The organism is Streptomyces sp. NBC_01803 (assembly GCF_035917415.1).
GTDB lineage: Bacteria > Actinomycetota > Actinomycetes > Streptomycetales > Streptomycetaceae > Streptomyces.
The window spans coordinates 5470245-5483428 of record NZ_CP109073.1 but is presented as its reverse complement, the minus strand read 5'-3'; the positions used below and the strand labels follow the sequence as shown (position 1 = coordinate 5483428).

Annotated in this window: 14 protein-coding genes; 1 reads left to right on the top strand and 13 read right to left on the bottom strand. The window is 73.5% G+C overall.

Features of this window, described 5'->3' with window-relative positions; translation table 11 throughout:
* Positions 1–40: 40 nt before the first annotated feature.
* Complete coding sequence (gene bldD / locus OIE51_RS25090; RefSeq protein WP_059008427.1) at positions 41–541, top strand: transcriptional regulator BldD; 501 nt, start codon at positions 41–43, stop codon at positions 539–541.
* Positions 542–588: 47 nt separating this feature from the next.
* On the opposite strand, the gene nusB is transcribed toward bldD, so the two are convergent.
* The 13 genes from nusB to OIE51_RS25025 form a co-directional block, all read right to left on the bottom strand.
* Entirely contained in the window at positions 589–1014 is a 426-nt protein-coding gene (gene nusB, locus OIE51_RS25085; protein WP_326600125.1) for a transcription antitermination factor NusB, read from the bottom strand.
* A gap of 2 nt (positions 1015–1016) precedes the next feature.
* A complete protein-coding gene (gene efp, locus OIE51_RS25080) occupies positions 1017–1583 on the bottom strand; it encodes an elongation factor P (RefSeq protein ID WP_326600124.1) in 567 nt (188 codons plus the stop codon).
* 66 nt (positions 1584–1649) lie between these two features.
* Complete coding sequence (locus tag OIE51_RS25075) at positions 1650–2792, bottom strand: M24 family metallopeptidase (protein ID WP_326600123.1); 1143 nt, start codon at positions 2790–2792, stop codon at positions 1650–1652.
* 62 nt (positions 2793–2854) lie between these two features.
* Entirely contained in the window at positions 2855–3583 is a 729-nt protein-coding gene (locus tag OIE51_RS25070; protein ID WP_442812013.1) for an AAA family ATPase, read from the bottom strand.
* 71 nt (positions 3584–3654) lie between these two features.
* Entirely contained in the window at positions 3655–4095 is a 441-nt protein-coding gene (gene aroQ, locus OIE51_RS25065; protein WP_326600121.1) for a type II 3-dehydroquinate dehydratase, read from the bottom strand.
* Positions 4092–5219, bottom strand: coding sequence for a 3-dehydroquinate synthase (gene aroB, locus OIE51_RS25060; RefSeq protein WP_326600120.1), 1128 nt, complete (start codon positions 5217–5219; stop codon positions 4092–4094). The genes aroQ and aroB overlap by 4 nt, the downstream gene beginning before the upstream one ends.
* The gene (locus OIE51_RS25055; protein WP_326600119.1) at positions 5216–5731 is read right to left on the bottom strand and encodes a shikimate kinase; all 516 of its coding nucleotides are present in this window, start codon (positions 5729–5731) and stop codon (positions 5216–5218) included. Before OIE51_RS25055 ends, aroB begins: the two co-directional genes overlap by 4 nt.
* Before the next feature lie 109 nt (positions 5732–5840).
* Entirely contained in the window at positions 5841–7025 is a 1185-nt protein-coding gene (gene aroC / locus OIE51_RS25050; protein WP_326600118.1) for a chorismate synthase, read from the bottom strand.
* A gap of 122 nt (positions 7026–7147) precedes the next feature.
* Positions 7148–7984, bottom strand: a complete 837-nt coding sequence (locus OIE51_RS25045; RefSeq protein WP_326600117.1) for a shikimate dehydrogenase — start codon at positions 7982–7984, stop codon at positions 7148–7150.
* A complete protein-coding gene (gene mltG / locus OIE51_RS25040) occupies positions 7984–9615 on the bottom strand; it encodes an endolytic transglycosylase MltG (protein WP_326600115.1) in 1632 nt (543 codons plus the stop codon). The genes OIE51_RS25045 and mltG overlap by 1 nt, the downstream gene beginning before the upstream one ends.
* A gap of 82 nt (positions 9616–9697) precedes the next feature.
* Positions 9698–10162, bottom strand: coding sequence for a Holliday junction resolvase RuvX (gene ruvX, locus OIE51_RS25035; protein ID WP_326600114.1), 465 nt, complete (start codon positions 10160–10162; stop codon positions 9698–9700).
* A complete protein-coding gene (alaS, locus tag OIE51_RS25030; RefSeq protein WP_326600112.1) occupies positions 10162–12831 on the bottom strand; it encodes an alanine--tRNA ligase in 2670 nt (889 codons plus the stop codon). Before alaS ends, ruvX begins: the two co-directional genes overlap by 1 nt.
* Positions 12831–13184: a DUF6167 family protein gene (locus tag OIE51_RS25025; protein ID WP_326600110.1), complete on the bottom strand. Its 354-nt coding sequence runs from the start codon at positions 13182–13184 to the stop codon at positions 12831–12833. Before OIE51_RS25025 ends, alaS begins: the two co-directional genes overlap by 1 nt.

Here is a 13184-nt window from a genome sequence, read left to right as displayed (position 1 = left end):
ACCTCACAGTGAGTTACGAAGTAGCCGTCCGGGGAGACACATGTCCAGCGAATACGCCAAACAGCTCGGAGCCAAGCTCCGGGCCATCCGCACCCAGCAGGGTCTGTCGCTTCACGGGGTCGAGGAGAAGTCCCAGGGCCGATGGAAAGCGGTCGTGGTCGGCTCCTACGAGCGCGGCGACCGGGCCGTGACCGTGCAGCGCCTCGCGGAGCTGGCGGACTTCTACGGGGTTCCGGTGCAGGAGCTGCTGCCCGGCTCGACGCCCGGGGGCGCCGCCGAGCCGCCGCCGAAGCTCGTGCTCGACCTTGAGCGGCTCGCCAACGTGCCCAGCGAGAAGGCCGGGCCGCTCCAGCGGTACACCGCGACGATCCAAAGCCAGCGCGGCGACTACAACGGCAAGGTGCTGTCCATCCGTCAGGACGACCTGCGCACACTGGCCGTGATCTACGATCAGTCGCCGTCCGTGCTGACCGAGCAGCTCATCAGCTGGGGAGTGCTGGGCGCCGACGCGCGACGCGCGGTGCAGGCCGAGGAGTCCTGATTCCTCGCGGCGGGTGGCGGGTCGTTCCGGTCCGCCACCCGCCGGCCCTAGGGGCGGAGCGTGGGCTTGAGATCCTTCAGCCTGCCGAGCAGGCCGTTGACGAACGCCGGCGAATCGTCGGTGGAGAACTCCCTGGCGAGCTGCACCGCCTCGTCCAGCACCACGGCGTCGGGCGTGCCGTCCTGCCAGATCAGCTCGAAGGCGCTCAGCCGCAGGATGTTGCGGTCCACCGCGGGCATGCGGTCCATCGGCCAGCCCACGGTGTACTGGGCGATCAGCTCGTCGATCCGCTCCGCCCGCTCGGCGTACCCCTCCACCAGCTCCCGGGTGTATTCGCTGACGGGCGGCTGCCGGTCGTCGGTCCGGGCCAGCCGGACCCAGTCAGCGAGGACCTCGTTGGGAGCGGCGTCGCGCTGATCCGCCTCGAAGAGGATCTGGAGCGCGCGCTTGCGGGCCTTGCTGCGGGCAGCCACGGTTAGTTGTTCACCCGGCCAAGGTAATCGCCGGAGCGGGTGTCGACCTTGATCTTCTCGCCGGTGGTGATGAAGAGCGGCACGCCGATCTCGTACCCGGTCTCCAGCCGCGCCGGCTTGGTGCCGCCGGTGGAGCGATCGCCCTGGACGCCCGGCTCGGTGTACTCGATGACCAGCTCGACGGCGGCCGGGAGCTCCACGAACAGCGGGTTCTCCTCGTGGATGGCGACCGTGCACTCCTGCCCTTCCAGCAGGTAGTTGGCGGCCTCCCCCACGGTGCCCGGGTTCACGTAGAGCTGGTCGAAGGTCTCGGTGTCCATGAAGACGAAGTCGGTGCCGTCCTTGTAGGAGAACTGCATGCCGCGTCGGTCCACGGTGGCCGTGTCGACCTTGGTGCCGGCGTTGAAGGTCCGGTCGACCACCTTGCCGGAGAGTACGTTCTTGAGCTTGGTGCGCACGAAAGCGCCGCCCTTGCCGGGCTTGACGTGCTGGAACTCGACGACGGACCAGAGCTGGCCCCCGTCGAGCTTGAGCACCATGCCATTCTTCAGGTCGTTCGTGGTGGCCACGGTTGCGGATTCTCCTACAGACTGCTCTCGGGGTGACCGCGGTTCCCCGCGCGGCCCCGTCAGGGCTCACAGAGCGAGGAGTTCCTTGGTCGTGATGGTGAGTAGCTCGGGTCCGCCGTCCGCGGGCGAGCGGACGACGAGCGTGTCATCGATCCGGACGCCGCCCCGGCCTGGGAGATGCACCCCCGGCTCGACGGTGACCGGAACACAAGGGCCCAGTCTACCCATGGCGGCGGGTGACAACCGAGGGTCCTCCCCGATCTCCAGCCCGACACCGCGCCCGGTCACCGGCCCCAGCGCCGTGCTGTGCCCGGCCGCCGCCAGCACGTTCCGCGCCGCCCGGTCCACCTCGCGGTACTCGGCGCCCGGCGTCAGCGCCTCGCGGGCCGCCCGCTGAGCGGCGAAGACGACCTCGTACAGCTCGATCTGCCAGTCGGCGGGGCTGGTGCCGATGACGAACGTCCGGCCGATCTGGCAGCGGTAGCCGCGGAAGCGGGCGCCCAGCCGGACGGTGAGAAAGTCGCCCTCCTCCACCCGGCGGTCGGTGGGCCGGTGCCCGGCCAGCCCGGAGTGGCTGCCGGTGGCGACCGAGGTGGAGAACGCCGGGCCGTCCGCGCCGTGGTCCACGAGGCGGCGTTCCAGCTCCAGGGCGAGATGGCGCTCGGTGCGGCCGACCAGGATCGACTCCAGGAGCTCCCCCAGGGCCCGGTCGGTGATCTCGGCGGCCACCCGCAGCGCCGCGATCTCCTCCTCGTCCTTCACCAGCCGCTGCCCCTCCACCGCGCACCCCAGGTCGGCGAGCTTCATTCCCGAGGCGGCGGCGGCCACGTCCCGGTGCCGCGCGACGGTCAGATGGTGCTCCTCGACCGCGAGGATCTCCGCGCCGTCGCGCGCGGCCCACTCCGCCGCCGCCACGGCCGGATCCGCGTCGCCGTCGAGCGTCACGGCGCGCAGGCCGCCGTCCTCGCCCGGCTGCGGCCCGGCGGGGTCCCGCGCCGGGTTCCAGTGGCCGAACAGCACGTCGTCACCGGCGTGGCTCACCAGCAGCGCGGCGCCCGGGGGCACCTCGCAGGGCCCGGAGCCGCCGGACGGCGCTGAGCCGGCCAGATAGCGGACGTTGGCGGGCCGGGAGACCAGGGCGGCCACGCTGCCCGCTGGCGAACAGCGGGACCGCAGCCGTGACCGTCGGGCCGCGTGTACCTCGGACATGGCCCGAGCCTATGCGGCACCCCCGCTCCTCGGCCGCCTGGAGGGGGCCGGATGAGCACAGGTCACCACTGCGGCGGGCTGGTGAGGCTGCGGGCCACCGCGTCGTCCAGCATCCGGGCGGTGGTGGCCACGTCGTGCCGGGAGTTGTCGATGATGGGCAGGCCCGAGCCGTACCAGCCGGCCATCCGGCCGTGGATCGTGGCGACTTCCTCGTCGGACAGCCGGCGGGTGCCGGTGCGGGCCGCGTTCCGCTCCAGCACGACGTCGAGCCCGGGGAGCAGCACGATGGGGATCAGGCCGGGGCCGACGTGCCGCTTCCAGCCGCCGAGGCCCACCGCCGGCCGGTCGGGGAAGACGGCGTCGTCCAGGATGCAGGAGATGCCGTTCGCCAGGTAGTTCCGGGCGGCGAAGCCGCAGGTGCGGCGGGCCAGGCGGTACTGAGCCTCGGAGCGGTCGTCCCAGCCCGAGCGGGGGTCGGCGAAGCCGGAGCGCACCCACTCGCGCACGTCGTCCAGGCTGATGTGGGCGGTCGGCACCGGCCTGCGGTCCGCCCAGAGCCGGGCCACGGTCGTCTTCCCGGCCCCGGCCGGGCCGATCAGCAGCACCGCCACCCCCACGTGCGCGGGGTCCGGCGTCGCCGCGCCCGGCGCGGGGGCCGGGGCGGGCGCCGGCACCGTGCCGTGCGGCAGCCGGAGATTTCCCGCCGTGCCGCCGTCGGCCGGGGCGGGAGGAGGCACGGGCATCCCACCGGGCTGTTGCATCCGCTCCCCACCTACGTCTTCTCCGGGCACGGCCGCGCGGGCGCGTGCATGCCTTCGGTCTGTCGTGAAACGCTCGGCGCGGCCGTGGAGTGCCGCGCCTGTCAGCCTGCCATCTCCTCGGCGAGCGCGCGGAGCGCCAGGAGATATGAGCCGATCCCGAATCCGGCGATGGTGCCGCTGGCGACCGCCGCTATCACCGACGTGTGCCGGAACTCCTCCCTGCGGTACGGGTTGGAGATGTGCACCTCGATGAGCGGGGCGGTGCGCTGGGCGGCGGCGTCGCGCAGCCCGTACGAATAGTGGGTGAACGCGCCCGGGTTCAGCACGACGGGGATCGTGCCGTCCGCCGCCTCGTGCAGCCAGCGGATCAGCTCGCCCTCGTCGTTGGTCTCCCGGACCTCCACCGCCAGGCCGAGCTCCTTGCCGAGCGCGCCGCAGCGCTCGACCAGCCCGGCGTAGGAGGTGGAGCCGTACACATCGGGCTCGCGGGAGCCGAGACGGCCGAGGTTGGGCCCGTTGAGGACCAGGACGCGGCGGCTCACGCGGCGATCTCCGCGTGCGCGGCCAGCAGCATGGCGGGGTCGGGCCCCTCCAGCACCGCCGGCCTGGCCAGGCCGTCCAGCACGATGAAACGCAGCCGGTCGCCGCGCGACTTCTTGTCGACGCGCATGGTCTCCAGCAGCCGGGGCCATTGGTCGCCGCGGTAGGTGACCGGCAGGCCGACGGCGGAGAGGATCTCCCGGTGCCGGTCGGCGGTCGCGTCGTCCAGGCGGCCGGCGATCCGGCCGAGCTCGGCGGCGAAGACCATGCCGACCGAGACCGCCGCGCCGTGCCGCCAGTTGTAGCGCTCGTTCTTCTCGATGGCGTGGGCCAGCGTGTGCCCGTAGTTGAGGACCTCGCGCGGCCCGGCCTCCTTCAGATCGCCGGAGACGACCTCGGCCTTGACCCGGATGGACCGCTCGATCAGCTCGGCGGTGTGCGGGCCGTCGGGGCGGCGCGCGGCCCCCGGGTCCGCCTCGATCAGCTCCAGGATCGCCGGGTCGGCGATGAATCCCGCCTTGATGATCTCGGCCAGCCCGGACACGTAGTCGTGCGCCGGGAGGGAGCCGAGCGCGGCCAGGTCGCACAGGACACCGGCCGGCGGATGGAAGCAGCCCACCAGGTTCTTGCCCTCGGAGGTGTTGATCCCGGTCTTGCCGCCCACCGCGGCGTCCACCATGCCGAGCACCGTGGTCGGCACGGCGATCCAGCGCACGCCGCGCAGCCAGGTGGCCGCGACGAAGCCGGCCAGGTCGGTGGTGGCGCCGCCGCCGACGGCGACGACGACATCGGTCCGGGTGAAGCCGGACTGGCCCAGCGCCCGCCAGCAGTACGCCGCGACCTCGGCCGACTTGGCCTCCTCGGCGTTGGGCACCTGGACCGCGATGGTCTCGTAGCCCTGCCCGGCCAGATCCTCCCGCAGCACCTCGCCGGTCTCGGCCAGCGCCTCGGGGTGCAGCACGGCGACGCGCCTGGCCTCGCCGCCGATCAGCCCGGGAAGCTCGTCCAGCAGGCGACGGCCGATCACGACGTCGTACGGCGCGGCTCCCGCGCCGGCGCCGACCGTGATCCGGAGGGGGGCGTCCGCGGCGGCGGCCGGGGGACTCGTCTCGGAAGGGGTGGTCATGCTGTCCTGAGCTCCAATGCGTCGAGCACCGCCGTGACGACCTCGTCCGGCGTGCGGTCCGCGGTCTGCACGACGGCGCGGGCGACCTCGGTGTACAGCGGGCGTCGTTCCTCCATCAGCACCCGCCAGCGCTGCCGCGGGTTCACCGCGAGCAGCGGTCGTGCGGTGTCCAGGCCGACCCGGCGGACCGCCTCGGCGAGCGCGACGTCGAGGAAGACCACCGGCAGGCCGGCCAGCAGGGCGCGGGTGCCGGGGTCGAGGATGGCGCCGCCGCCGAGCGACACGACGCCGTCGTGGCCGGTGAGGGCGGCGCGCACGGCGGCGGCCTCCAGCGCGCGGAAACGCGGCTCGCCCTCGTCGATGAAGATCTCGGAGATGAGCTTGCCCGCGGCCTGTTCCACATCGGCGTCGGTGTCCCGCGCGGTGAGGCCCAGCCGCTCGGCCAGCAGCGCGGCCACCGTGGACTTCCCCGATCCGGGCGGTCCGACGAGGACCACGGCGGGGCCGGTCACCGTGCTCCCCCGTGCGCCCCGCCGCGGCGGCGGCTCACGTCACGGCCGACCGCCGGGCGCGACCGGCGCGTCTCCGCCGGGCGTCCCCCGGCGGCCCGGCGGTGGGCGCTCACCGGACCGCCAGGTGGTCGAGGAAGCCGGTGACGTTGCGGCGGGTCTCGGTCACGTGGTCGCCGGCGAACTTCTCGGCCACCGCGTCCGCCAGCACCAGGGCGACCATCGCCTCGGCCACGATCCCGGCCGCCGGGACCGCGCAGACGTCGGAGCGCTGGTGGTGCGCGCGCGCCTCCTCGCCGGTGACCACGTCCACGGTGGCAAGGGCGCGCGGCACGGTGGCGATGGGCTTCATCGCGGCGCGCACGCGCAGCAGCTCGCCCGTGCTGAGGCCGCCCTCGGTGCCGCCGGAGCGGCCCGAGGCCCGCCGGATGCCGTCCGGGGTCGGGACGATCTCGTCGTGCGCCTGGGAGCCGGGGACCCGGGCGAGCTCGAAGCCGTCCCCGACCTCGACGCCCTTGATCGCCTGGATGCCCATCAGCGCCGCGGCCAGCCGAGCGTCCAGCCGCCGGTCCCAGTGGACGTGCGAGCCGAGGCCGACGGGCACGCCGTGGGCCAGCACCTCGACCACGCCCCCGAGGGTGTCGCCGTCCTTGTGTGCCTGGTCGATCTCCGCGACCATCGCGTCACCGGCCTCCGGGTCCAGGCAGCGCACCGGGTGGGCGTCCAGCCGCTCGGTGTCACCGGGGCTCGGGTACATGCCGTGGGGTGCGCGGGCGCCGCCGAGCTCCACCACGTGGGAGACGATCTCGATCCCGGCCGTTTCCTTCAGGTAGGACCGGGCGACCGCGCCGAGCGCGACCCGGGCGGCGGTCTCGCGGGCGGAGGCGCGCTCCAGGATGGGCCGGGCGTCGTCCACGCCGTACTTCTGCATGCCGGCCAGGTCCGCGTGACCGGGGCGCGGACGGGTCAGCGGGGCGTTGCGGGCGAGACTCGCGAGCACCTCGGGGTCCACCGGGTCGGCCGCCATGACCTGCTCCCACTTGGGCCACTCGGTGTTCCCCACCATGATCGCCACCGGGGAGCCCATGGTCAGGCCGTGCCGGACGCCACCAAGGAACGTGACCTCGTCGCGTTCGAACTTCATCCGCGCCCCCCGGCCGTAGCCGAGACGGCGGCGGGCCAGCGCGTCCGCCACCAGGTCCGTGGTGACCGGCACCCCGGCGGGCATTCCTTCCAGCGTCGCCACGAGTGCGGGGCCGTGCGACTCCCCCGCCGTCAGCCAGCGCAGCCTGCTCAAGGGTGCTCCTCGCGATTGTTCGACCGTGCGGTGTCATACCCGATCCTGCCATGTCCGCACCGGCCTTCCCCAGGCCGTCTGACCTGCGAGACAGCGGAACCCCGGCGGAACCGGCCGCGCGGTCAGCGCGCGGCCAGGGCCGCCAGCCCCGCTTCGCGCATCTCCTTCAGCGGGGCGGGGGCGAGGCCCGTCATCGCCTCGACCTGCAGGACCGCCTGATGGACCAGGAGGTCCAGGCCCCCGACGACCTCGCCGCCGCGTCCGGACCAGGCTGCCGCCAGGGCGGTGGGCCACGGGTCGTACAGCACGTCGAAGAGGATGCCGGGCGTGCGGGGAACGGCCGCCGCCAGCGCGTCGGTGGTCCCGGCCGGGGTGGTCGCGACCACCAGCGGCGCGGCCGACGCCCGGTGGGCCAGTGACCAGTCCTCGGTGCGGAGGGCCACCCCGAGCCGTTCGCCCCAGCCGCGCATCTCGGCGGCGCGCGCCGGGCTCCTGACGTAGGCGGTGACCTCGCCGTCGCAGAGCTGGGCGAGGGCGGCCAGGGCCGAGGAGGCGGTCGCACCGGCACCGAGGACGGCGGCGGCGGGCACGCGGGTCACGCCGCGCTCGCGCAGCGCCGCCACCATGCCCGGAATATCAGTGTTGTCCCCGAGGCGACGGCCGTCGGGCGCGAAGACGACGGTGTTGACGGCCTCCACGGCCGCGGCCGTCGCGCTGACCTCGTCCAGCAGCGGGATGATCGCTCGCTTGAGCGGCATGGTGAGGGAGAGGCCGGCCCAGTCCGCGCCCAGCCCGGCGATGAAGCCGGGCAGCGCCGTCTCGTCCACCTCGAACCGGCCGTAGGACCAGTCGTCCAGCCCCATCGCCCGGTACGCGGCCCGGTGCAGCGCCGGGGAGAGCGAGTGCGCGATGGGTGAGCCGAGCACCGCCGCCCGACGGACGGCCGACGGGGCGGGCATCAGCCGTCGCCTCCCTCTTCCTCGCGCGCCTCCTCCTGGGCCGCGTTGAAGTCCGCGACGTTCCGGTCGTGTTCGTCGGAGTCGGCGGTGAAACGGGTGTCGCCCGGCCGGACGGTCACGAAGTAGAGCCAGTCGCCGTCGGTCGGGTTCAGCGCCGCCTCGATGGCCTGGTGCCCGGGGTTGTCGATCGGGCCGGGCGGCAGGCCGTACTCGCGGTAGGTGTTGTAGGGGGAGTCCACCTGGGTGTCCGCGATGGAGGTGTCCAGCGTGGAGCGGCCCATCGCGTAATTGATGGTGGAGTCGAACTGGAGCATCATGTCGATGTCCAGCCGGTTGTGGATCACCCGGGACACCTTGCCGAACTCCTCGTCCGCCTGGGCCTCGGCCTGGATGAGGGAGGCGATGACGAGGACCTCGCGGGGCGACCGGCCCAGCCGCGCGGCCTCCTCCTCCAGCCCGATCTCGTCGAACTCCGATTCCGCGCGGTCCACCATCTGCGTCAGCACGTCCTCGGGCGCGGTGTCCGAGGCGATGTCGTAGCGGGTGGGGAAGAGGAAGCCCTCCGGGTCGCCCTCGGCCCACTCCGGCAGGCCGATGTCGGCGCTTCCCGCCACCTCCTCGGTGGCGCCCTCCGCCAGGCCCAGGTACGTGTCGATGGTGGCGTAGACCTGGGTGGCGCGCAGGCCCTCCGGAATGGTGAGCGCGCTGACGGCGGACGGGTCGAGGAGCAGCTCGACGGCCGCTTCGGCGGACATCTGCCCGCGGAGGACGTAGACGCCGGCTTGGATGCTCTGGCCGTCCGCCCCGGCCGCCGCGACGAAGGCGTCGTGGCTCTTGACGACGCCCAGTTCCTTGAGGATGTTGCCGATCTGGGAGACCGAGGAGCCGGAAGGGATCTCCACCTGGATCTCGCCGGTGCCGTCGCCCGCGAAGTCGGGAGCCGGGCCGAACCGGTCCTGGTAGAACGCATACCCGTAGAAGCCGATACCGCCGACGCCGCCGACCACGAGGACCGCCGCGGCCAGGCAGCCGAGGCCGCCGCGCCGCCGTTTGGGCCGGTCGCCGCGCCGTCCGGAGCGCCGGGGCGGCTCGTCCCCGGGGTCGTCGTCGTACTCGTCGCGGTGGAAGAAGTCCCGCACGCCCTGGTCGGGGCCGGGGTCCCAGCCCGTCTCCGGGTCCGGCCCGGGTTCCTGGTGCGGCGCGCCGGAGCGGGACGGCTGCCGCGGCTGGTGCTGCTGAGGGGGCTCGGGGGACGGCGCGTACTGCTGGTGCTGCTGGGTGGCGTAGGGGTCCTGGTACTGCTGTCCGGTGGCGTACTGCCCGGACGGCTGGTGCTGCTGCTGGTAGGGGTCGGCGCCGTAGTACTGGCCGTTGGCGTCCCAGCCGCCCTGCTGCGGGTACTGCTGCTGCGGGTACTGCTGCTCGGGGTACTGGTCCGGGTAGTACGGCTGCCGCGGCTGCTGCTGAGGGGGGTAGTGCTGCTCCTGCTGCCCGCCGTACTGATCCCAGGAGCCGGGCTGTCCCTGCGGCGTGACCGTGCCGTCGTACCCGCCGGACCACTCCTGATCCCCGTAGAGCGGATCGTCGGGGTACCACGGTTCGGAGCCGGGACCCCGGCCATAGTCAGTCATCGATCCCCTTGTGACGCAAGGCGGCGGCCGCTTCCCCCGGACCCCACGGCCGCCCTTCCGCGCGAACGTTACCGTACCGCGATCAGACAACCACTTCGACGCACTGCCCGGGGGGACGGCCCGCGCTCCGCTCGGTCTCCAGGGCGCTCTGCAGGATGACGACGGCGGCGGCCTGGTCGATCCGGGCCCTGCCCTTCTTCTCCTTGACGCCCGAGGCGCGCATGCCCCGGGTGGCGGTGACCGTGCTCAGCCGCTCGTCCACCAGCCGCACCGGGACGGGCGCGATCCGGCGGGCGGTCTGTTCGGCGAACGCCCGCACCCGGGCCGCGGCCGGTCCCTCGCCGCCGTTCAGCGAGCGCGGGAGGCCGACCACGACCTCGATCGGCTCGTACTCGGCGACCAGCTCGGCCAGCCGCCGCTGCGCGGCCGGGGCGTCCCGGCCGGGCACCGTCTCCACCGGCGTGGCGAGCAGCCCGTCGGGATCGCTGCTCGCGACTCCGATCCGGGCCTCCCCGACGTCCACGCCGAGCCGTCTGCCGCGCCGCATCAGGCGGCGCCCGCGACCTGGCGCTCGATGGCGGCCAGCGCCTCGTCGATGGCGGCCGGGTGCTGGCCGCCGCCCTGGGCCACGTCGGGCTTGCCGCCCCCGCCGCCGCCAAGGGTCTTGGCGGCGGTGCGCACCAGGTCACCGGCGGCGAGACCGCGCCCGCGGGCGGCGTCGTTGGTGGCGACAACGGTCAGCGGACGCCCGTTCACGACGGTGAACAGGGCGACCACGGCAGGCCGTTCGCCGGGGAAGCGGCCTCGCACGTCCAGCACCAGCCGGCGCAGGTCGTCGGCCGTCGTGCCGTCCGGCACCCGCCCGGCGGCCAGGGCCACCCCGCCGATGTCGCGGGCGCCGGCCGCCAGGCCGCCGGCGGCGGCCAGCACCTTCTCGGCGCGGAAGCGTTCGATCTCCTTCTCGGCGTCCTTCAGCCGGCCCAGCATCCCGGAGACCCGCTCGGGCAGCTCCTCCGGGCGCCCCTTGACCAGCTCGGTGAGCTGGGCGACGACCGTGTGCTCGCGGGCCAGGAAGCGGTAGGCGTCCACACCGACCAGGGCCTCCACCCGGCGCACGCCGGAGCCGATGGACGACTCGCCGAGCAGCTTGACCAAACCGAGCTGGGCGGTGTTGTGCACGTGGGTGCCGCCGCACAGCTCCTTGGAGTAGTCCCCGATGGTGACCACGCGCACTCGGTCGCCGTACTTCTCGCCGAACTCGGCGATGGCGCCCTGCTTCCTGGCCTCGTCCATCGACATCACCTCGGCGGTGACGTCGAGTTCACGGGCCAGCACCTCGTTGATCTTCTGCTCGACGTCCGCGAGGACGCTGCCGGGCACGGCGGCCGGGGAGCCGAAGTCGAAGCGGAAGCGGCCCGGCGAGTTCTCCGAGCCGGCCTGCGCGGCGGTCGGGCCCAGGGCGTCGCGCAGCGCCTGGTGCGTCAGGTGGGTGGCGCTGTGGGCGCGGGCGATGGCCCGGCGGCGCTGGATGTCGATCTGGCTCTGGACGCCCGCGCCGAGCGTCACCTCGCCGACCAGGACTTCACCCTTGTGGACGATGACGCCGGGGACCGGCTGCTGGACGTCGCGGATCTCCACGAGGGCGCCGGAGTCCAGCCGCAGGCGCCCGGTGTCGGCGAGCTGGCCGCCGCCCTCGGCGTAGAAGGGGGTGCGGTCGAGCACGACCTCCACCTCGTCGCCCTCCTCGGCGGCGGGCGAGGAGACGCCGTCGACCAGCAGCCCGACGACGGTGGCCTCGCCGGCCGTCGCGGAGTAGCCGATGAACTCCGACGCGCCGGCGGCGTCCGCGACCTCGCGGTAGGCGGACAGGTCGGCGTGCCCCTGCTTCTTGACGCGGGCGTCGGCCTTGGCGCGGTCCCGCTGCTCCTTCATCAGACGCCGGAAGCCCGTCTCGTCCACCGACAGGCCCTGCTCGGCGGCCATCTCCAGGGTCAGGTCGATCGGGAAGCCCCAGGTGTCGTGCAGCAGGAACGCCTTGTCGCCCGGCAGGACCGTGCCACCCGCCGTCCTGGTCTCGGTGACGGCGGAGTCGAAGATGTTGGTGCCGGCCTTCAGCGTCTTCAGGAACGCGGCCTCCTCGGCCCGCGCGACCGTCTCGATGCGCTTGCGCTCGGTCAGCAGTTCCGGGTAATGCTGACCCATCGCGCCGAGGACCACGTCGACCAGCTCCCCGACGACGGGCTCGGTGGCGCCGAGGATGCGCATGTTCCGGATGGCGCGGCGCATGATGCGGCGCAGCACATACCCGCGGCCCTCGTTGCCCGGGGTGACGCCGTCACCGATGAGCATCACGGAGGTGCGCATGTGGTCGGCGACCACGCGCAGCGACACGTCGGAGTCCTCGCCGGCGCCGTAGGCCACGCCGGTCAGTTCGCCCGCCTTGTCGATGACGACGCGCAGGGCGTCCGTCTCGTACATGTTGCGCACGCCCTGGAGGATCATCGCCAGGCGCTCCAGGCCGAGACCGGTGTCGATGTTCTTGGCCGGCAGGTCCCCGAGGATCGGGAAGTCCTCCTTGCCCTCGCCCGGCCCGCGCTCGTACTGCATGAAGACCAGGTTCCAGAGCTCCACGTACCGCTCGTCGTTGACCGCGGGGCCGCCCTCGGGGCCGAACTCCGGGCCGCGGTCGTAGTTGATCTCGGAGCAGGGGCCGCAGGGGCCGGGGACGCCCATGGACCAGAAGTTGGGGCCCATGCCCAGGCGCTGGACGCGCTCGGCGGGGACACCGATGACGTCGCGCCAGATCCGCTCGGCCTCGTCGTCCTGCTCGTAGACGGTGATCCACAGCCGCTCGGGGTCCAGGCCGTAACCGCCGTCGCCCACCGGGGTGGTCAGCAGCTCCCAGGCGTAGCGGATGGCGCCTTCCTTGAAGTAGTCGCCGAACGAGAAGTTGCCGCACATCTGGAAGAAGGTGCCGTGCCGGGTGGTCTTGCCGACCTCCTCGATGTCCGGCGTGCGCACGCACTTCTGCACGCTGACCGCGCGCGGGTGGGGCGGGGTGGCCTCGCCCAGGAAGTACGGCTTGAACGGCACCATGCCCGCGGGGACCAGCAGCAGTGTCGGGTCGTCCGCGATCAGCGACGCCGACGGCACGACGGTGTGCCCGCGCTTCTCGAAGAAGCTCAGCCAGCGACGGCGGATTTCAGCCGACTCCATCAGCGGTCCTCTTTTCCGTACTCAGCGGCGGCCCGGTGTCCGGGGGCCGCGGTGATGTCGGGGGCCCGGCCGAGCTGGGCGCGTCGGGCCGGCGGGGGCAGCGTCCGGCCGTCGTGGCCGGGCTCTTCGGGGCCGACGCCCAGGGCCTCGTTGAGCTCGTCCTCCCGCTGGGCCATCCCGGCCCGGACATCGAGGGCGAACTCCCGGGCCCGGTGGCCGGCCGCGACGGCGCGGTCCGCGGCCCGGGCGGCCAGGCTTTCGGGCGTGAGGCGGCGCAGCGTGCGCTGGACCTTGGTGGTGGCCCAGACGCCGGCGGCGGCGCCGGTGGTGAACCAGAACGCGCGGCGGATCAC